We start from the raw sequence: 18,339 nt of genomic DNA, 5'->3' as shown, positions 1-18,339 counted from the left end.
CCACTCGGAGGAAAAATGCTCGGCCCTGCTCGCAAGACCGATCAGGGCGCCTGCGGCCGAGATATCAGACGCCGATGCGGCCGCCGTCCTTCTTCCACACCGCCACGACCGAGGGGCGCGGCTGGGCCGTGCCACCATCGGGCCAGTGCGAGAACGGGTTGTCGACGGTCGCGTCGTCGCTTTCACCCGGATGCTGCACGCACACCATGACGCGGGACTCGGTGACCACCGGACCGCAGGTCTCCGCACCACGCGGGACGGTGAGGAACTGCTTGGTCTCACCCCGGTTCGGGCCGTCGAGCACCACGGAGAACAGCCCGTCGTTCGACTTCAGGGCATTGCCGTCGGTGGAGACCCACAGATTGCCGTGCTCGTCGAAGGCCAGGTTGTCGGGGCAGGAGATCGGGCTGACCTGGGCCTTGTCGAAGCCGCCGTAGTAGGTGTCCGCCGCCGAGGGATCACCACAGACCAGCAGCAGCGACCAGGTGAACGTGGTGCCGGTGTGATCGTCGTCGATCTCCAAGACCTGGCCGTTCTTATTGAGGTTGCGCGGGTTCGCCTCGTCGACGCCAGGCTTGCCCTCCGCGCCGCGCTTGCTGTTGTTGGTCAGCGCGACATACACCTTGCCGGTGTGCGGGTTGGCTTCGAAGTCCTCCGGGCGGTCCATCTTGGTTGCGCCGACCTTGTCGGCAGCCAGGCGGGTGAAGACCGCGACTTCTTCGGCGCTCATACCGTCGACCAGGGACTTGCCCTTGCCGTCCGCGCCGGTTTCGAGCAGCGGAATCCACTGGCCGGTGCCGGTGAAGCCCTGGTCGGACGGCTTCTCGCCGGAGCCGTCGATCTTGTCGGGGTGATCGCCGGTGAGCTTGGCGACATACAGCGTGCCCGCGTCGAGGATGGTCATGTTGTGCCGCATGCTCGCCGCGCCGGTGCCCGGCTGCATCGTGCGCGAGGACACGAACTTGTACATATAGTCGAACCGTTCGTCGTCACCGGTGTAGGAGACGACCTCTTCGTTCTTCGTGACGTAGATGGTGGCGCCCTCGTGCTTGAGCCGCCCCATCGCGGTGTGCTTGATCGGCGTCGAATTCGGATCCCACGGGTCGACCTCGACCACGTAGCCGAATCGGTTGGCCTCGTTCGGTTCCTGGAGCAGATCGAAGCGCTTGTCCTTGCGCTCCCACTTGTTGGCGGTCTTGCCCTCGGTCAAACCGTAACGCTTCAACCGGGCCACGGCGGCCTCATCGGTCACCTTATCGCCGTTGGCGAAGTAGCCGTTGAAGTTCTCCTCACCGGAAAGCACTGTGCCCCAAGGAGTTACACCACCAGCACAGTTGTTCACAGTGCCGAGAACCTTGGTGCCGGTCGGGTCGGCGGAGGTCTTCAACAGCTCACTGCCCGCAGCGGGGCCGGTCAGCACGAACTCGGTGGCCGGGGTGATCCTGCGGTTGTACTTACCGAAGGTGGGAACGAGTTCGCCCGAACCGGATTCGCCCTTGACCTCGACCACACTCAAACCGTGCGCGGCCATGGTGATCGCCATCTGCTCGTCGGTCGGCTCGTCCTCGTTGTAGCCGCGGAACATATGCGGACCGGTGGTGTACTCGTGGTTGACCACGAGCAGGTAGCTGTTGGCCTGCCCCTCGATCGGCAGCAGAGCGGCGAAATCGTTGTTGTAGCCGAACTGCTCGGCCTGCGCGGCGGCGGTCTGCTTGTCGAAATCGAAGGCAGGCGCGTCCTCGAACAGCGGATCGCCCCAGCGGATCACGACGGACTGCTCATAGCCCTCCGGAATCACGACGGCGTCTTCGGTATTCGGTGCGACGGCGGTGAAACCGGTGCCGGTTCCCGCCGAGCCGGTCGTCGGCTCCTGCGTGGCGGCTGGTTCGCTGTCATCGCCGCATGCGGCAAGCACGCTGCCCGCACCGACCGCGAGCACCGCGGCCGCGCCGCCCTTGATCAGGCCGCGCCGGTTCAGCGAGCTGATGATGTCGCCGAAGTAGGCGTTGCTCGAGGTATTCGGTACCTCGTGAAAACACGCGTTCGCGCAGCGGTACGTGCACGTGACAGCGGCGCGTGACGACTGACCGTCATGCTTCACGAAAAGGGCGAGTGGTTGCAGACTCACGGCGACTCCTGGGTTGGGCTGACGGCCGCACGTTAAACCACCCGGACAATCCGGAAAATACGACAAGGTGAACAGTCAACCAACTAGGTAACCCTTACAGCGCTGACGCTGCCTCACGGCAGGGTCAGCGCGACCACCGGGATGATCCTGGCGGTACTCATCTCGTGTTCGGCGAAGAACGGGTAGGTGGTTTTGAGCATCGCCCAGGTGCGGGTCAGATCCGTACCCGTGAGCACAACGGCGAGCGCCGCCTGGGTTTTCTCGCCCATCTCGACAGTGACGTGTGGGTTCTCGCGCAGGTTCAGATACCAGTCCGGGTGGGTCGACGCACCGGCGTTGGCACCGACGATCAACAGGCGGTCACCGTCTCGATGGAACATCATCGGGGTGGTGTGCGGGGCCCCGGAACGGCGTCCTGTCGTCGTCAGCAGGATCAAGCAGTCGCGGCGCAGACCCGTAAGCGCACCTCCCGCCCGGAACTGCGCGATGGTTCGACGATTGCTGTCCTCGGCGTCCAGGATGCACCTTCTTCGACCAGGTCGGGCCGAGCGGCGACAAGCCGGGCACAGTGTCTCCCGGCAGGCGAACCGACCACCGCGAGTCAGTGCTCGTCGTAGTGTCCGCCGTGCTCTGCGTGGCGGTGCCCGTCGTGCAGATAGTCGATGTGGTCACCGTGTTGCACCGCATCGTGCCCGCAATCGGGGCCGTGCTGGTGCAGGTGATCAGCACACTCGATATGCCCGGACGGCTCGCATTCGTCGTAGTGACCCTCATGCTCGCGATGCAGATGACCGTCGTGGGCGTAGTCGACGTGGTCGCCGTGCGCAACGGCTTTATGGCCGCAGTCCGGACCATGAGTATGCGTGTGATCGGTGTGCTGCACATGTGCTGTGGTCATCGAGGTGCCCCCTTTTCCGGCACTCAACAGCGAAATTATGACAATAAACACATTAGCAGGCGCGCATAAAAAGCTCACTGCCGGACTGGCGACCGAGTACGATCGCTCCGCCCTTACTCGGATCGTCCGGCACGTTCCTGCCGGGATGGGATGTACCTACGCCATGGCTACTGTGACCTTCGACCACGCGACGCGCCGCTACCCCGGCACAGGCAAACCCGCGGTGGATCAGTTGAACCTGGAGATCGCCGACGGTGAGTTCCTTGTGCTTGTCGGCCCTTCCGGCTGCGGGAAATCGACATCGCTTCGCATGCTCGCCGGGCTCGAAGACGTCAACGACGGCCGCATCCTCATCGGCGAGCACGACGTGACCCACGCCGAGCCCAAGGAACGCGATATCGCCATGGTGTTCCAGAACTACGCGCTCTACCCACATATGACCGTCGCGGAGAATATGGGCTTCGCGCTGAAACTGGCCAAGGTCGCCAAGGCGGAGAAACAGCAGCGGGTGCTGGAAGCGGCCAAACTGCTCGACCTGGAGCCCTACCTGGACCGCAAACCCAAAGCGCTGTCCGGCGGCCAGCGCCAGCGAGTCGCGATGGGCCGCGCGATCGTGCGGCAACCGCAGGTGTTCCTGATGGACGAGCCGCTGTCCAACCTGGACGCGAAGCTGCGCGTACAGACCAGGACCCAGATCGCGCAGTTACAGCGCAGGCTCGCCACCACCACGGTGTACGTCACGCACGATCAGGTCGAGGCGATGACCATGGGTGATCGGGTCGCTGTGCTGAAGGACGGCCTGCTGCAACAATGCGCCACGCCGCGCGACCTGTATCGCGACCCCGCCAATATGTTCGTCGCCGGCTTCATGGGCTCACCCGCCATGAACCTCTTCCCGCTGCCGGTCACCGATGGCACGGTCGAACTGGGTGGTTATCCGATCCGGCTGCCGCGAACGGTCGCCGATGCCTCGGGGACCACCGTCACGGTCGGTATCCGGCCCGAGCATTTCGACCTGAGCAACGGCTCCGGCATCGAAATGGAGGTCGACGTGGTGGAGGAACTGGGCTCCGACGCCTATATCTACGGCCGCACCGGCACCGGGAACGGTGCGGGGGAAACCGTGGTGGCCAGGGCGGATTGGCGCAATCCACCGGCAAAGGGCACCAGGGTGCGGATGAGCGCCGACCCGGAACACATCTACTTCTTCGGCGCCGACGGTGCACGGCTCGGCTGAACCCGTGCGGGACATATGCGAAAGCGTGTCCTGACCGGATGTTCCCGGTCCAGAACACGCCAGCGATGTTCGCAACCGGAGCACACCAGCGGAAAAGACAAAGGTCCACCGGCCGCCCTCAGCCGTGACAACAACCTGCCGAACGGCTGGAGACGGTAGCCGCGTGCCCCATCGAGGACACGCGGCTACCGCCCGCACCGTTACCGGCCTGGTACTCCCGGATGCGGTGCCGGTGCGGATTCGATCCGATCAGCACTCACCCTGGAGTTCCGGTAACCACTACACGTAGGTGAAAACAGGACCAGGAGCCGATACTCCTCCCGGTGCGGTGACGAGGACCACCGCTGGTCCGATAGCAGCAGGGGGCGAGAACGCGCTGATGCTGCTGTCGGAGTTCACGACGAACACCGCCGGTAGCCCACCGAAGGTTACCGAGGTCGCCCCGGTGAAGCCGCTACCGGAGATCAATACGGGGGTGCCGCCCGCCGCCGGACCGCTGACCGGTCCGATCACGGTGACAACCGGGACCGGAGCATAGGTGTAGACGACCGGGTTGCTGCTTCCACCCAATGTGACCACGACAACCGGGACCGCCCCCGCCCCAGGGGGAACCGTTGCGGTGATCAGGTTGTCGTTGACAACGGCGAACGCGGTCGCGGAGATGCCGAAGGTGACGGCGGTAGCGCTGGTGAAGTTGGTGCCGATGAGCGACACCGAGTTACCACCCGCCGCCGGGCCCGTGTTCGGGACGACCGCGAGCAGGATCGGCGCCGGTGGAACATAGGTGTACAGGAGCGCGTTGCTGACTCCGCCCGGCGTGGTAACGGTGACCCCGACCGTGCCTGCCCCGGGGGGAGCTGTGGCGGTGATCTGGGTGGCGGAGTCGACGGTGAACGCCGCCGGTGTCCCACCGAAGGTGACCGAGGTGGCGCCGAAGAGATTCGTTCCGGTCAGCACGACGACGGTGCCGCCTGCCGCGGGACCCGACGTCGGCACGAGCGCGGTCAGGGTCGGTACCGCGGGCACACCATAGGTGTAGGGAAAACCGTTGCTGACTCCACCGGAATTGACCACGGTGATCAGCACGGTTCCCGATCCCGGTGGCGCGATGGCGGTGATCTGCGCGGGCGAGTCCAGGGTGTAGGAGGTCGCGGTGCCTCCGAAATACACCGTGGTTGGGCCATCGAACCCGGTGCCGGTGATGACGACACTGTTCAACCCCGACGGCGGACCCGAGGTCGGGGAGATGGCGGTGATGGTAGGCATGGCAGCGACCCCTTGTGGCTGTGATGGTGATTACTTGTCACCGGGGGTGCCCGACTTATGTTGTCGGCCTGGCTCTTTCATTAAGCCTCTGGAATCGGTTGTCCGGCAACGAGACCACAGATTCGTTCCCGAGAGGCCGCGTATTCGTTTCGAACTCGAAACCTATTGCAAAACAGCAAATATCGTGGGCCAGATGCACTCACGCCAGCGCCGTCGCATGGCAGCGTTTCCCGCTCAAGCTTTTTCGCGAGATTTCCGCCGCGCCAGGACATACTCCTCATTGAGCCGCACTCCCAGCTCGTCCAGCTCGATCTCACGCCCGGACTCACTGCATACCCGCACCCGCACCGGAGCGCCGGTCGCTGCCTCGACAAGCAACAGCGGGGCCGGACCGTTTTGCAGGTAGGCGTCGCCCCACTGCATGAGGGCGAGCACGACGGGCAGCAGATCCCGGCCCATCGCCGTGAGCACATATTCGTGCCGCGTGCGCTTGCCCTCCTCCTGATACGGCTGCTTGACCAGTAAGCCCGCCGCGGTGAGCTTGCGCAGTTGCGTGGCCGCGGCCGCGTCGGTAATACCGACCCGGCTGGCGAACCCGTCGAATCGTCGGGTTCCGTAGTACGCCTCACGCAGGATGAGCATCGCCGAGCGGGTACCGACGATATCGAGCGCCTTCGCGATCGAGCATTCCTCGGTCTTCCACGAGCTCAGATCCGCCAACGGTCCTTCCATCACTGCTGCCATGACGAACATCATACTCAACCTGACTTTTATCAACTATTGCCAGATGTATCCTGGCTATGTACTGATAGAGCCAGGCGAAGAAGCCCGGCTCGCAGTCAGGAAGGAATACGCCATGAGAGACGCGGTGATTGTCGAAGCGGTGCGCACCCCGATCGGCAAAGGTAAGCCGACCGGCGCGCTGCATACGGTCAACGCAGTGGACCTGCTGGCCCACAGCTTGCGCGCGGTGGTCGACCGCAGCGGTATCGACCCAGCGCTCATCGACGACGTGATCGGTGGTGTCGTCACCCAGGTCGGCGAACAAGGCGTCAATATGACCCGGCGGGCGGCGCTGGCCGCAGGCTATCCCGAATCCGTCCCCGCGACCACCGTCGATCGGCAGTGCGGCAGCAGCCAGCAGGCGATCCACTTCGCCGCGCAAGGCGTTATCGCGGGTGCCTACGACATCGTCGTCGCCGCGGGTGTGGAATCGATGGGACGCGTTCCCATGGGCGCCAATCTGATCGGTTCGGACGATGTTTCCGGCGCCGGTTTCGCCGAACGCTACCCCGACGGCCTGGTATCCCAAGGCATCAGCGCCGAATTGATCGCGGCCGAATGGAGGCTGACCCGTACCCAGCTGGACGAGTTCGCGCTCGGCAGCCACGAAAAGGCCGCGCTCGCCACCAAAGACGGACGATTCGCCAGCGAACTCGCGCCGATCAACGGCCTGGCCACCGATGAAGGCATCCGGGTCGGCAGCACACTGGAAACGCTGTCGGCACTGCGTCCGGCCTACTACGACCCGGCCATGGCCGCCCGTTTCCCGCAGATCGGCTGGGAGATCACCGCGGCCACCGCGAGCCAGGTCAGCGATGGCAGCGCGGCGGTACTGATCATGACCAGCGAACGCGCCGAGCAACTCGGGCTGCGACCGCTGGCCAGGCTGCACAGCTTCGCGGTGGCCGGTGACGACCCACTGCTGATGCTCACCGCGGTGATCCCGGCCACCAGAAAGGTCTTGCAGCGAGCCGGATTGGAGTTGTCCGATATCGACCTGATCGAGATCAATGAGGCATTCTCACCGGTGGTACTGGCCTGGGCGCAGGAAACCGGAGCGGATCCGGCCAAAGTCAATGTCAACGGCGGCGCCATCGCCCTCGGACATCCGCTCGGCGCCTCCGGCGCCCGGTTGATGACCACGCTGGTACACGCCATGCGCGAGCGCGGTGCCCGCTACGGCCTGCAGACCATGTGCGAGGCAGGCGGTTTGGCGAACGCCACCATCCTCGAACGTCTCTGAGCCCTGTGGTACCCGCCGCGCGGCGGGTACCACCCATACGGGTAGCCGCAGGGCGCATAAGCTTGGCTGCGATGAGCGATTCCGCAGCCGAGAGCATCGTCTACGCCATTCCGATGCGCACCCGTTTCCGCGGTATCACGGTGCGCGAGGGGATGGTGCTGCCAGGGCCACTCGGATGGGGCGAGTTCTGCCCGTTTCCCGAATACGACGATCAGGAAGCCGCCACCTGGCTGGCGACCGCCGTGGAGCAAATCGAGACGGGCTGGCCGGAGCCGGTGCGGGATCGGATTCCGATCAACTGCACCGTACCCGCGGTCGGCCAGGAACAGGCGCATGCGATCGTCACCGGGTCCGGATGCCGCACCGCCAAGGTGAAGGTCGCCGATCACCCGCATTCGCTGGCGGAAGACCTGGCCAGAGTAGAAGCGGTACGGGATGCGCTCGGCCCGCGGGGCGCGATCCGGATCGATGCCAACGCTGTCTGGGATGTCGATACCGCGGTGCGGCACATCAACCGGATCGACCGGGCCGCAGGCGGTCTGGAGTACGTCGAACAGCCGTGCCTGACCATCGAGGAGCTCGCCGCGGTGCGTCGTCGCGTCACCGTCCGCATCGCCGCCGACGAATCCATTCGCCGGGCCGAGGATCCGATGCGGGTCGCTGTCGCCGGCGCCGCCGATATCGCCGTGCTCAAATGCACGCCGCTCGGCGGTGTCCGCCGCGCCCTGCAGGTGGCCGAGGCTACCGGCCTGCCCTGTGTGGTGTCCTCAGCCTTGGAGACAAGCATCGGCCTTGCCGCCCAGCTGGCCTTGGCCGGAGCGCTCCCGGAACTCGACTTCGCTTGTGGACTCGGGACTTCGAACCTGCTCGCCGGTAACCTGACATCCGACATCCTGCGTCCGGTGGACGGCTACCTACCGGTCCTGCGCACCCCGCCCGAACCGGACCCGGATCTGCTGGTGCGCTATCGCCACCCCGACGCCGACCGCACCGCATGGTGGCAGGAGCGATCGGCTCGCGTCTCGGCCCTGCTCGCACAGCATCCGGGGGCACGGCGAAATTCGATGGAGAACCCGTGACGCCGCTGCTAGCGTGACCCTCGCGCGGGATAACGCGTAGTCGAGAGGTCGGCCACAACGGCTGAACCCACTGAAAGGATGTTTATGACCCGGCCCGCGCCGAGGGCGCCTCAGCACTGTCCCGCTATCCGCCACTGAACCTATCGAGGCGCGCTCGGCCTGCTCCGCTGCTCATACACAGCTTTGGAGTAAGGAGACATCCGGGTGTCCGACAACACCACACACGGCGCCAGTCCCGCACTGCGCACCGATATCTTCACCTGCCTGCGCTGCGGCTCGGCCGTCAGCAGGCTCGCACCTGATCACAGCAGGCGCAATCACTGTCCGAGTTGCCTGAACTCACGGCATATCCACGACCAGATCGAAGGCGGCGTCTCCGCATGTCAGGCTCGAATGACGCCACTATCGATCGCGGTGCTGCGCAGCGGCGAGTGGGCTCTGGTTCATCGCTGCACCCGCTGCCATGAGCTCGCGTTGCATCCGGTCTGTGGTGACGACAATCGGCTCATCCTGATGCGGCTGGCGGTTCGCCCACTCGCGAACCCTCCCTTCCCGCTCGAAGTATTCAGCGACCTATAGGGATGGTCGGAATGCCACGCAGAAAGGACCGCGACCGCCGCCCACAACGCGGCAAGGATGTACTACACGGACGAAGCCGTGGGGCCGGTGAGACGTTCCGGTGCGTCGGCTGTCGGCTCCCCGTACCGACAGCAGCGCCGGGCACCGCTCACCGCAACCACTGTCCGCACTGCCTGACCAGTCGTCACGTGGATCGCCGGATACCGGGCGATCGCGCCGAATCATGCCGGGGCCGAATGGTCGCGGTGAGTATGTCGGCCCGCGGGGACGGCGAATGGGCGCTCGTGCACCAATGCCTCGGATGCGGGGCATTGAAATCCAATCGCATCGCGGGTGACGACAACGCCGTAGCCCTGATGCGTATCGCACTGCGCCCGCTGGCCGATCCCCGCTTCGGACGAGGGGCGCTTTCCGCGCTGTGAACGCGGTGGGCCCGGTGATCACCGGGCCCACCGCGCCAGCGGCGCACCGTGCCTGTCCGCACTTCCGTATGCCACGTGGGATGACAGGCAGCGAGGCGCGCACTCGCTCTCTGCTCACCCGCCGAGCCGCACCCCGCAGCCGAGCATGGTGGTGCGCAGCAACAGCGCGGCTTCCGGGCCGATGACACCATCGACCAGATCGATATAGCGAGAACAGAATTCTGGGCCGTGTGGTGCGACGGATTCGGCATCGGGCGCCAGATGATGCGCCAGCTCATGCAATACCACCAGTTCCCGCAGTGCCCAAGCGGTGCCGCCCACGTGCACCGGGACCGCCAGCACACCCTCGGCGGGCTCGTAGTGCGCGGCAGTCCGACCCGCGCGAGCGCGAACAAGGACCGGGACCGCGGCGCGCGACCATCGCGCGCGGATCCACACCAGGGACAGCACCTTATCGGCGTAACTCTGCACCGACTCGACCGAAGCGAAACGGCGCTCGATGGGCAGAGTCAGCTGGGAACCGTAGAGTTCGACCGCGCGGGTGTGGTGCTCATCTGCCCGATCGAATACCCCACGCACCAGCTGTTCCGCGTCGTACACCTTGGCCCGCTGAGTGTCACGCACAGTCATCGCGGTCGCCTCTCCGCTGTCTACTCGTCCGTCGCCGAGGACGACAACTGTCCATGGGCAGCGGGCAGCTCGGGCGAGGCACCGATCCGGGCGGCACGGCCCGCGCGATCCCCCGCCGCCCGCGCCGCTGCCGAATGCCCGGTCGAGGTCTGCGGTCCGCGCCAGGTGCCGCGCGCCTGCGATGTCCGCGTATAGAAATCGACGAGCTCGAGCTCTTTGTCCCGCAATGCCAACGCGACTCCTGGCCCATCAGCGGCATCGGGCAACACTTCGGCTTCGACCTCGGCCTTCACCTCGGCCAGTCGCCGACCGACACGCGCGGCGAAGGCCATCTGGAAGTTCAACCGTGCCGTCACGCCTGCGACCGGCGCCTGCACCCGGCGCTCGATCCGGCGCCCCAACCGCTGCTCGACGACAACCTTCTCCACGGTCGCCGAGCGATAGGCTCCCGACTTGATGTATTGGTCGGAGGCACGCACCATCTGCACCAGCAAACTGGCGTACAGCGCCTCGCATGCGTCGATATCGGAGCCGAAGCCATGGGCGTAGACCTGTGTCGAAGTGCGGGCAACATCACAGCGCACATCATTGGCCGCGGCGATCGCGACGAACAGCTGGACATAGGTACGTAGGCCACGCTTCCCCGGCGCGCCGATCGGTACAACCCGCTGTACCGGAGCCTGCCTGCGCTCGCGTCCCGCGATATGCGCTCGGGCCACCGCGAGGTCGATGGCGGACTTGGTTGCCAACCGCTGGGCCGCGGAGAGGAACGCTTCGGCCTCGTGTTCGTTGTCGGTGGACTCGGCCTTGCGCAGCAATCCGCCGATCCTGGTGAGCATCCGATCCGGGGCCGCGTTCGGGGAGGTCACCACCGGTAGCCTACTGCGGAACTACCGCGGAGTTCCGGCCACTCTCCCACGCACCGGATCGGCACCATGTATCTTGCCATGTGCACCGGCAGGGTGTGCTGCCGCTCACGATTGATTTTGGAGTGCTCGCGATGGCCGTGAAAAAGGTGTCGTCCCTACGTCTGGCGTTCATGCCACGAGCTGCCCTGGCAGCCGCATCCGTCGCGCTGCTGACCGCGACGTTCGCCAGCGCGTGTTCCAGTGACAGCGGGGAGAGCCCGCTCGACCAGAACCTCACCGGCCGCGGCCCGATCACCTACGTCGAAGGTAAGGACACCACCCAGAACGGCGCGGTGAAGCAACTGATCGCGCGCTGGAACGCCGCGCACCCGGATGAACAGGTGACCTTCAAAGAGCAGTCGAACGACGCCTCGCAGCAGTACGACGACCTGGTCGAGAACATGCGCGCCGAGCAGTCCGGCTACGACGTGGTCGCCCTCGACGTGCCGTGGACCGCCGAGTTCGCCGCGAAGGGCTGGATCCAGCCGCTGCAGGATTCCTTCACCATCGACACCACCGGGCTGCTCACCCCGACTGTCACCAGCGCCACCTACAACAACACCCTCTACGCCGCGCCCCGCAACACCAATGGCGGCCTGCTGTTCTACCGCAAGGACCTGGTGCCGGAACCGCCCAAGACCTGGAACGAGATGCTGGACCAGTGCCGCATCGCGCGGGAGCAGAACATCGGCTGCTACTCGGGCCAGTTCGCGGCCTATGAGGGGCTGACCGTGAACACGGCCGAGGTCATCAATGCCTACGGCGGCAGCTTCGTCGGCGCCGACGGCAAGACCCCAACGGTGAACAGCCCGGAATCGCGTGCCGGACTGCAGGTCTTGGTCGACGCGTTCGGCAACGGCGATATCCCGGCGGAGGCGATCACCTTCAAAGAGCCGGAGTCCAAGAATGCCTTCCAGCAGGGCAATCTGTTGTTCCTGCGCTCGTGGCCGTCCACCTTCGGTGACCTCAGCGATGCGTCCTCCGCGGTGAAGGACAAATTCGGGGTCGCGCCGCTGCCCGGCGAGAACGGTGTCGGCGCCTCCACCCTCGGCGGCTACAACGCGGCGATCAGCGCGTTCTCCGAGAACAAAGCCACCGCGCTCGACTTCCTGCGCTTCCTGATCAGCGATGAGGCACAGCACATCGTCGCCTCCGGTGCACTGCCCTCGGTGCGCGCCTCGGTATACGACGATCCCGCGCTGATCGCGCAGATGCCGTACCTGCCCGCGCTGAAGGATTCCATCGCCAACGCGGTGCCGCGGCCGGTGACCCCCTTCTACTCCGCGGTGTCCAAGGCCATCCAGGACAACGCTTATGCTGCGTTGAAAGGAAACAAGTCCGTCGACGAGGCGATCATCGGCATGCAGAAGGGCATCGAGACCGCAGGATCGTAAGCGGAGAACGCAACGGACCCGATGATCCCGCAGGAGAGAGAAACGGTGTCGAACCCTTCGGGAGCGGCGACTAACGTGCCGAATGGCAAGTTCGATCCGGGCAAAGGTGGATTCGGCGCAGCGATCGCTCGGCAGCTGCGCAGCCTGGGTACAGCGATTGCTCTGGAGTTGCGCCGCTCCGGGAAAGCCTGGCTGTTCGTCACACCCGTACTGCTCGCACTCGCCGTGGTCATCGGGTACCCGGTCATCCGGGCGCTGTGGATGTCCTTCCAGCAGGACTCCGGGCTCGATCCGGCAACCGGCATGTTCGTCGAAGGCGGTAGTGCCGGCTTCTCGAACTACACGCACTGGCTGTTACAGCAGTGCCAGACCGCGACGGGCGCGACAGTGGCCTGCCCGACCGGAAATCTCGGCTCGCAATTCTGGGCGGCCGTCGCGATCACGCTGTTCTTCACGATCGTCACCGTCTCGCTCGAGCTGACCCTCGGCCTCGGGATGGCCATGGCGATGGGCAAGACTTTCCGCGGCAGGGCGCTGCTGCGCGCGGCGGTCCTGATTCCCTGGGCCATCCCGACCGCCGTCACCGCGCGGTTGTGGGAGTTCATGTTCCAGTACGACGGCGTGGTGAATCGGGTCCTCGGCACGCATATCCTGTGGACCTCCGACGAATGGCCTGCCCGGTTCGCGGTAATTGTGGCCGACGTCTGGAAAACCACCCCGTTCATGGCGCTGCTGCTACTCGCCGGTCTGCAGGTGATCCCGGCCGATGTGTACGAGGCGGCACGGGTCGACGGCGCATCGGCCTGGCAACGGTTCACCCAGATCACGCTGCCACTGCTGAAGCCTGCGCTGCTGGTCGCGGTGCTGTTCCGGACCATGGACGCACTGCGCATGTACGACCTGCCCGCGATCATGACGCTGGGTAATCCGTCCACTCAAACGGTGTCGATCCTGGTGGTCGAGCAGGTACGGCAAGGACCGAACAGTGCTGCCGCATTGTCGACCATTACTTTCCTCCTGATCTTCGCAGCGGCGTTCTTCCTGGTGAAAGTGCTCGGCGCCAACGCCGTCCGTACCCAGGAAGAACAGCGGAGGGCCGGATGAGTCACCATCGCGCAGCAACCATGTGGCCCGACCGGGTGCGGGTGTCCCGCAGAACACCAGAGGTTCCTTGATGTCCGTGCAGATGACGAAAGAACCGGCCCCGGCTTCGGTGCCGTGGACCAAGCGACTCGGCTCGGTCCGGGTATATCTCGGTGCGGCGGTCATACTCGTCTGGGGCTTGGTGCCGTTCTACTGGATGGCGGTCACCGCTTTCCGCGATCCCGGTTACACCTTCGACAACACCCCGTGGCCGACCCACCTCACCTTGGAGAATTTCCGCAACGCATTCGATACCAGCCGCGGTAATGATTTCGGCAAGGCACTGCTGAACAGCCTCGTCATCGGTGCGGCGAGTACGGTGATCGCGCTGGTGATCGGTGTGTTCGCCGCATACGCCTTGGCCCGGCTCACCTTCCGGGGCAAATATGTGGTGTCCGGGCTGATCTTGAGCGCTTCGATGTTTCCGGTTGTGGTACTGGTGACCCCGTTGTTCCAGTTGTTCACCAATCTCGGCTGGATCGGCGAGTACCAGGCGATGATCATCCCGAATATCTCGTTCGTCCTGCCGATGACGGTTTATATCCTCGCGTCTTTCTTCGCTGATCTGCCATGGGAGTTGGAGGAAGCCGCGCGGATCGACGGCGCCACCAGGATGCAGGCGTTCCGGCTCGTCATGTTGCCGCTGGCCGCCCCAGCCGTGTTCACCACCGCGATTCTCGCGTTCATCGCGGCGGTCAACGAATACCTGCTGGCTCGATTGCTTTCCAGCGATAAGACCGAACCGGTGACGGTCGCGGTCGCCCGCTTCTCCGGCAACGACCCGCTGGTGCAGCCGTACGCCGCGATCATGGCGGCGGGCACCATGGTCACCATCCCGCTGGTCATCATGGTCTTACTCTTCCAGCGTCGTATTATCTCCGGCCTCACCGCGGGCGGCGTGAAGAGCTGACGCCGGCCGGCTACCGAGCCCGAATTCACCCTGCCGAGACCCACCCCACCGAGCCGCGACCCGCCCTCGAGGACCGCGAACATGCGGCGGCTCACGCGCCGCCCAACTAGAGTAGCTTCTTCAAAGCTTCTTTCCGATCGTGTTCGTGCAGATGAGTTCGTCCGGCGCTACGGGAGGAGATCGTCGTGAGCTCGGTCCGCATACCGCGCAGGCGTCACCGCGGTGCCGGGAAAAATCCCCGGCCCGCACCATACGCTTCGATCGCGGGCTGGAGCGATCCGCCGCGGGCGGCGAAACGGAATACCCGGAGCGGACGCTGGCGCACCGCGGGCCGCCGCACCTCGAAGCACCGGGCGACGCGTACGGCGCCACATCCGGACCGGCAGCCCGCCGGTCGGGGCGCACGCATCCGCCGCCTGCTGCTGGCCCTGTTCCTCTTGTTCGGTGTGGTGCCCGCACTGCTGGCCGCCCTCTCGTACTGGAGCGCCGAGGTACCCGATCCGGCCGCGATGCGGACCGACCAGATCGCCACCATCCTCGCCTCGGACAGCAGCACTGTGATCGCGAAAGTCGTTCCACCTGAGGGTAGCCGGACGCATACCCCATTGTCCGAGGTGCCACAGGCGGTGCGCGAGGCGGTACTTTCTGCGGAGGATCGCAACTTCTATACCAATCCTGGATATTCGGTCTCCGGCTTCCTGCGGGCGGCCAGGGACAATCTGCTCGGGCGGGAGGACGCGGGTGGTGGCTCCACGATCACCCAGCAGTATGTGAAGAACGCGTTCCTCGGCTCCGATCGCACGATCAGCCGCAAGATGCGCGAGCTCGTGATAGCGGCGAAGATGGCACGGCAGTGGAGCAAGGACGATATCCTCGCCGCCTACCTCAACACCATCTACTACGGTCGCGGGGCTTACGGGATCGCCGCCGCCGCCGAAGCATACTTCGACAAGGAAGTGAGCCGGCTGACCCGTGCCGAAGGCGCGATGCTCGCCGCGCTGATCAGGACGCCATCGATTCTGGATCCGGAAACTCATCTCCCGGAGCTGAAGGCACGCTGGCGCTATGTACTCGATGGCATGGTCAGCATGGGGGTGCTGACCCCTGGTGACCGCGACGCGACGGTGTTCCCCTCGGTCATCCCACTCACCGAGGTCCCGGAAACCACGGTGACTCGCGGCCCGGAGGGCCTGATCCGCAGCCAGGTGCTGCGGGAGCTGCTCGCCTCCGGTATCAGTGAACGCCAACTGAATACCAGCGCCCTGCGGATCACCACCACCATCGACAACAGAACGCAACAGGCGGTGCTGAACGCGGTGCGCGATCGGCTCGGCTCCCAGCCTGCCGAGCTGCGTAGCGCGGTGGTATCCATCGATCCACGCTCCGGGGCAGTGCGCGCCTACTTCGGCGGCTATGACGGCCTCGGCTACGACTTCGCCAGGGCGCCACTGCAGACCGGTTCGGCGTTCAAGGTCTTCGCGGTGATCGCCGCGCAGCGACAGGGCATTCCGCTGTCTCGTATGCTGGACAGCTCCCCGGTAACCGATGGCACTATCCGGATCACCAATGTCGCCGGAGAGTCCTGTGGTCGGTGCAGCATAGCCGAGGCGTTGAAGCGCTCGCTGAACACCAGTTTCTACCGGCTGACCATGTCGATGTTCGACGGGCCTCAGGCCATTGCCGATGCGGCGCATACGGTGGGAATCCCGGAAGAAATACCCGGTGTCCCTGGTAAGACCTTGACCGAGAACGGCGAGAAGCCGTTGAACGGAATCGTGCTCGGCCAATACCTGGCCCGGCCGATCGATATGGCCTCCGCCTACGCCACCATCGCCGCATCGGGTGTCTACCATCCGCCGTACTTCGTACAGCGTGTGGTAGACGGTGACGGCCGAGTACTGCTGGATCGCGGTGGCGCCCCGGCCCAGCGAGTCGGTAAACAGCTGCCGCCGGGCAAACAGCGCATCGCGAAGTCGATCGCGGAGCACACCATCCGGGCGATGACACCTATCGCGGCCTACTCTCACGGACACGAGTTGCGCGGCGGCCGCCCCTCGGCCGCCAAGACCGGTACCACCCAGCTCGGGGAAACCGACAGGAACAAGGACGCGTGGATGATCGGCTTCACTCCCTCGCTGTCCACAGCGGTGTGGGTCGGGACCGAGCAGCCCCAGCCGATCCGCACCGCCGGTGGCGCCGATATCTACGGCTCCGGCCTGCCCGCCGATATCTGGAAGCAGGCCATGGACAACGCGCTCGACGGTACCGAGGTCGAGCAGTTCCCCGGCACGCCGACCCGAACACAACCGAACCGACGCCAGCCCTCCGGCGGGACCTACGACATCCTGAACCCGCCGCAGCCGGCGCACCGTGCGCCGAGCTACGCACCGTCCACCACCCCGCCCACCGATATCCTGAATCCCGCACCCCAAGCACCTCGAGTACCTCCGGCACCCCAGCCACCCGAGTCACCGCAGGCACCCCAATCGCCCCCGGCACCCCAACCGCCTCCGAACGCACCTATCATCATCCCGCCCGCTATCACGGAACCGCCGAGAGAAGTAGAGATTTTCCCAGGATTGCGCATACCGGTGCCCGGATAGCGATGATGCTGTGACCTTCCCTGGCCCGGCGGAACGGAGGACATGGCAGCATCGTTTGCCAGAGTGAGAGCGAACAGCGAGAGCTCGTCAACGAGCAGACGCCGACACCGCGGGCATGATGCGGAAGGATATGCGCTCGAGCGACGACGGAAGACGAGACATAGGGGCTACGCCGGTGGATTTCAATGTCGTTGACCAACCCGAGACGCTGGTGGCGGGAACAGTGCTTCGCAGCCCAGCCCTCGCGGTCGAAGGGCCGCGGCGCGCGAAAGCTGAAGAGGCGTGGAAACGCAACCGAGCTCGCCGACTACCCGGGCCACCGACTACCGCGTATGTCGATCACGCGCCGGAGATCAATTCGTATCTGACCCATATCATCGGCTACCGCTGCCACAGCCTGACCGACCTGCTCCCCGGCGACGTACTCGCCCGGGTGCCCGCGGGCCGATTCGCCCGATTCATCGCCAGCGGCGACCATATCGGCGACACCATCGTGAGTGTCTGGCGGGCGGTATGGGACGCGGAAGCCTCGGGCAGGCTGGTCCGCGCGTACACCGGCGATTGGGAACACTACCCCGATGAACGCACCGTGGAAGTCTTCGTAGCTTTGGCGGACGACCAGGTCACCGGGTAGGAACAGACAGTGGACTTCGAGATCGTCACATTGGAACAGAGCATGGTCGCGGGCCTCACCGTACCGCTGGCAGGCCGTGAAGTGGCTGCGCGCGACCTCGATCTGGTGAATTTCACCTGGGACCGATATCTGGCACGGGAGAAGAACGTGCCGCGGGTGGCCGCCTATATCGGCCAGAACGACCATGCCGTCGCGGTGCTCGGCTATGCGGTCGCCACGCTGGAGGAGTTGGATCCGGGCGATGTGCTCACCATCATCCCGCGGGGGCGCTATGCCAAGTTCGTCGTGACCGACAAGCCTTACGATTTGCTGCGCACTGCGTGGGCCCAGGTCGCGAAGGCGGAGAACGCGGGGACCATCACCCGGTCGCATACTGCCGAGATCGAGCGCTACCTCGGCCCTGCCTCCGTCGAGGTGTACGTCTCACTGGACTAGACCGGATCGAAATCACCATGCCGGACACCGGCGGCAGCCGGCCGAAA

18 protein-coding genes are annotated in these 18,339 nt (G+C 65.3%); 11 read left to right on the top strand and 7 right to left on the bottom strand.

The features are described from left to right. Window positions 1-64: 64 nt before the first annotated feature. From ACL02S_RS05180 to ACL02S_RS05170, 3 genes are all read right to left on the bottom strand, one after another. Window positions 65-2,128, bottom strand: a complete 2,064-nt coding sequence (locus ACL02S_RS05180; protein WP_412801136.1) for a PhoX family protein — start codon at window positions 2,126-2,128, stop codon at window positions 65-67. Window positions 2,129-2,241: 113 nt separating this feature from the next. Further along, on the bottom strand, window positions 2,242-2,580 hold the full coding sequence (locus ACL02S_RS05175; RefSeq protein ID WP_412801618.1) for a nitroreductase/quinone reductase family protein: 339 nt from the start codon (window positions 2,578-2,580) through the stop codon (window positions 2,242-2,244). Window positions 2,581-2,729: 149 nt separating this feature from the next. Then, window positions 2,730-3,026, bottom strand: a complete 297-nt coding sequence (locus tag ACL02S_RS05170; RefSeq protein WP_412801135.1) for a hypothetical protein — start codon at window positions 3,024-3,026, stop codon at window positions 2,730-2,732. A gap of 163 nt (window positions 3,027-3,189) precedes the next feature. Between ACL02S_RS05170 and ACL02S_RS05165 the strand changes: the two genes are divergently transcribed. Then, window positions 3,190-4,263, top strand: a complete 1,074-nt coding sequence (locus ACL02S_RS05165) for an ABC transporter ATP-binding protein (RefSeq protein ID WP_412801134.1) — start codon at window positions 3,190-3,192, stop codon at window positions 4,261-4,263. A gap of 279 nt (window positions 4,264-4,542) precedes the next feature. On the opposite strand, the gene ACL02S_RS05160 is transcribed toward ACL02S_RS05165, so the two are convergent. Together ACL02S_RS05160 and ACL02S_RS05155 are read right to left on the bottom strand one after the other, a co-directional pair. Further along, window positions 4,543-5,529, bottom strand: a complete 987-nt coding sequence (locus ACL02S_RS05160; protein ID WP_412801133.1) for an IPT/TIG domain-containing protein — start codon at window positions 5,527-5,529, stop codon at window positions 4,543-4,545. Window positions 5,530-5,763: 234 nt separating this feature from the next. Further along, window positions 5,764-6,285: a winged helix-turn-helix transcriptional regulator gene (locus ACL02S_RS05155; RefSeq protein WP_412801132.1), complete on the bottom strand. Its 522-nt coding sequence runs from the start codon at window positions 6,283-6,285 to the stop codon at window positions 5,764-5,766. Between the two features lie 100 nt (window positions 6,286-6,385). On the opposite strand from ACL02S_RS05155, the gene ACL02S_RS05150 reads away from it, so the two are divergent. The 4 genes from ACL02S_RS05150 to ACL02S_RS05135 all read left to right on the top strand — a co-directional run bounded on the left by ACL02S_RS05150 (window position 6,386) and on the right by ACL02S_RS05135 (window position 9,635). Further along, window positions 6,386-7,555 carry a thiolase family protein gene (locus ACL02S_RS05150; RefSeq protein ID WP_412801617.1) on the top strand — a complete coding sequence of 390 codons (1,170 nt, stop codon included), beginning with the start codon at window positions 6,386-6,388 and terminating at the stop codon, window positions 7,553-7,555. Between the two features lie 71 nt (window positions 7,556-7,626). Continuing rightward, window positions 7,627-8,634, top strand: a complete 1,008-nt coding sequence (locus ACL02S_RS05145) for an o-succinylbenzoate synthase (RefSeq protein ID WP_412801131.1) — start codon at window positions 7,627-7,629, stop codon at window positions 8,632-8,634. A 204-nt stretch (window positions 8,635-8,838) separates the two neighbouring features. Next, on the top strand, window positions 8,839-9,213 hold the full coding sequence (locus ACL02S_RS05140) for an RNHCP domain-containing protein (protein ID WP_412801130.1): 375 nt from the start codon (window positions 8,839-8,841) through the stop codon (window positions 9,211-9,213). A gap of 2 nt (window positions 9,214-9,215) precedes the next feature. Continuing rightward, window positions 9,216-9,635: an RNHCP domain-containing protein gene (locus ACL02S_RS05135; protein WP_412801129.1), complete on the top strand. Its 420-nt coding sequence runs from the start codon at window positions 9,216-9,218 to the stop codon at window positions 9,633-9,635. 114 nt (window positions 9,636-9,749) lie between these two features. On the opposite strand, the gene ACL02S_RS05130 is transcribed toward ACL02S_RS05135, so the two are convergent. Together ACL02S_RS05130 and ACL02S_RS05125 are read right to left on the bottom strand one after the other, a co-directional pair. Beyond that, window positions 9,750-10,265 carry a TIGR04338 family metallohydrolase gene (locus ACL02S_RS05130; protein ID WP_412801128.1) on the bottom strand — a complete coding sequence of 172 codons (516 nt, stop codon included), beginning with the start codon at window positions 10,263-10,265 and terminating at the stop codon, window positions 9,750-9,752. A 20-nt stretch (window positions 10,266-10,285) separates the two neighbouring features. Beyond that, the gene (locus tag ACL02S_RS05125; protein ID WP_412801616.1) at window positions 10,286-11,104 is read right to left on the bottom strand and encodes a DUF2786 domain-containing protein; all 819 of its coding nucleotides are present in this window, start codon (window positions 11,102-11,104) and stop codon (window positions 10,286-10,288) included. A 161-nt stretch (window positions 11,105-11,265) separates the two neighbouring features. Between ACL02S_RS05125 and ACL02S_RS05120 the strand changes: the two genes are divergently transcribed. The 6 genes from ACL02S_RS05120 (at window position 11,266) to ACL02S_RS05095 (ending at window position 18,292) form a co-directional block, all read left to right on the top strand. Further along, on the top strand, window positions 11,266-12,567 hold the full coding sequence (locus ACL02S_RS05120; RefSeq protein WP_412801127.1) for an ABC transporter substrate-binding protein: 1,302 nt from the start codon (window positions 11,266-11,268) through the stop codon (window positions 12,565-12,567). 45 nt (window positions 12,568-12,612) lie between these two features. Then, window positions 12,613-13,671 carry a carbohydrate ABC transporter permease gene (locus tag ACL02S_RS05115; protein WP_412801126.1) on the top strand — a complete coding sequence of 353 codons (1,059 nt, stop codon included), beginning with the start codon at window positions 12,613-12,615 and terminating at the stop codon, window positions 13,669-13,671. An 82-nt stretch (window positions 13,672-13,753) separates the two neighbouring features. After that, the gene (locus ACL02S_RS05110; protein ID WP_412801615.1) at window positions 13,754-14,620 is read left to right on the top strand and encodes a carbohydrate ABC transporter permease; all 867 of its coding nucleotides are present in this window, start codon (window positions 13,754-13,756) and stop codon (window positions 14,618-14,620) included. A gap of 185 nt (window positions 14,621-14,805) precedes the next feature. Continuing rightward, window positions 14,806-17,223, top strand: coding sequence for a transglycosylase domain-containing protein (locus ACL02S_RS05105; RefSeq protein WP_412801125.1), 2,418 nt, complete (start codon window positions 14,806-14,808; stop codon window positions 17,221-17,223). A 175-nt stretch (window positions 17,224-17,398) separates the two neighbouring features. After that, window positions 17,399-17,857, top strand: coding sequence for a GyrI-like domain-containing protein (locus ACL02S_RS05100; RefSeq protein WP_412801124.1), 459 nt, complete (start codon window positions 17,399-17,401; stop codon window positions 17,855-17,857). A 9-nt stretch (window positions 17,858-17,866) separates the two neighbouring features. Beyond that, a complete protein-coding gene (locus ACL02S_RS05095; RefSeq protein WP_412801123.1) occupies window positions 17,867-18,292 on the top strand; it encodes a GyrI-like domain-containing protein in 426 nt (141 codons plus the stop codon). Window positions 18,293-18,339 lie beyond the last annotated feature (47 nt).

Origin of the sequence: Nocardia spongicola, assembly GCF_047200775.1 — a bacterium.
GTDB lineage: Bacteria > Actinomycetota > Actinomycetes > Mycobacteriales > Mycobacteriaceae > Nocardia.
The sequence above is the reverse complement of the archived record's forward strand: the minus strand, read 5'-3'. Positions and strand labels throughout refer to the sequence as shown.

Excerpts from the sequence above, each read along its gene's own strand:
- ACL02S_RS05160 (WP_412801133.1), bottom strand. The coding sequence starts at position 5,529 with ATGCCTACCATCACCGCCATCTCCCCGACCTCGGGTCCGCCGTCGGGG.
- ACL02S_RS05125 (WP_412801616.1), bottom strand. The coding sequence starts at position 11,104 with ATGCTCACCAGGATCGGCGGATTGCTGCGCAAGGCCGAGTCCACCGAC.
- ACL02S_RS05165 (WP_412801134.1), top strand. The coding sequence starts at position 3,190 with ATGGCTACTGTGACCTTCGACCACGCGACGCGCCGCTACCCCGGCACA.
- ACL02S_RS05155 (WP_412801132.1), bottom strand. The coding sequence starts at position 6,285 with ATGATGTTCGTCATGGCAGCAGTGATGGAAGGACCGTTGGCGGATCTG.
- ACL02S_RS05145 (WP_412801131.1), top strand. The coding sequence starts at position 7,627 with ATGAGCGATTCCGCAGCCGAGAGCATCGTCTACGCCATTCCGATGCGC.
- ACL02S_RS05130 (WP_412801128.1), bottom strand. The coding sequence starts at position 10,265 with ATGACTGTGCGTGACACTCAGCGGGCCAAGGTGTACGACGCGGAACAG.
- ACL02S_RS05110 (WP_412801615.1), top strand. The coding sequence starts at position 13,754 with ATGACGAAAGAACCGGCCCCGGCTTCGGTGCCGTGGACCAAGCGACTC.
- ACL02S_RS05170 (WP_412801135.1), bottom strand. The coding sequence starts at position 3,026 with ATGACCACAGCACATGTGCAGCACACCGATCACACGCATACTCATGGT.
- ACL02S_RS05150 (WP_412801617.1), top strand. The coding sequence starts at position 6,386 with ATGAGAGACGCGGTGATTGTCGAAGCGGTGCGCACCCCGATCGGCAAA.
- ACL02S_RS05135 (WP_412801129.1), top strand. The coding sequence starts at position 9,216 with ATGGTCGGAATGCCACGCAGAAAGGACCGCGACCGCCGCCCACAACGC.
- ACL02S_RS05120 (WP_412801127.1), top strand. The coding sequence starts at position 11,266 with ATGGCCGTGAAAAAGGTGTCGTCCCTACGTCTGGCGTTCATGCCACGA.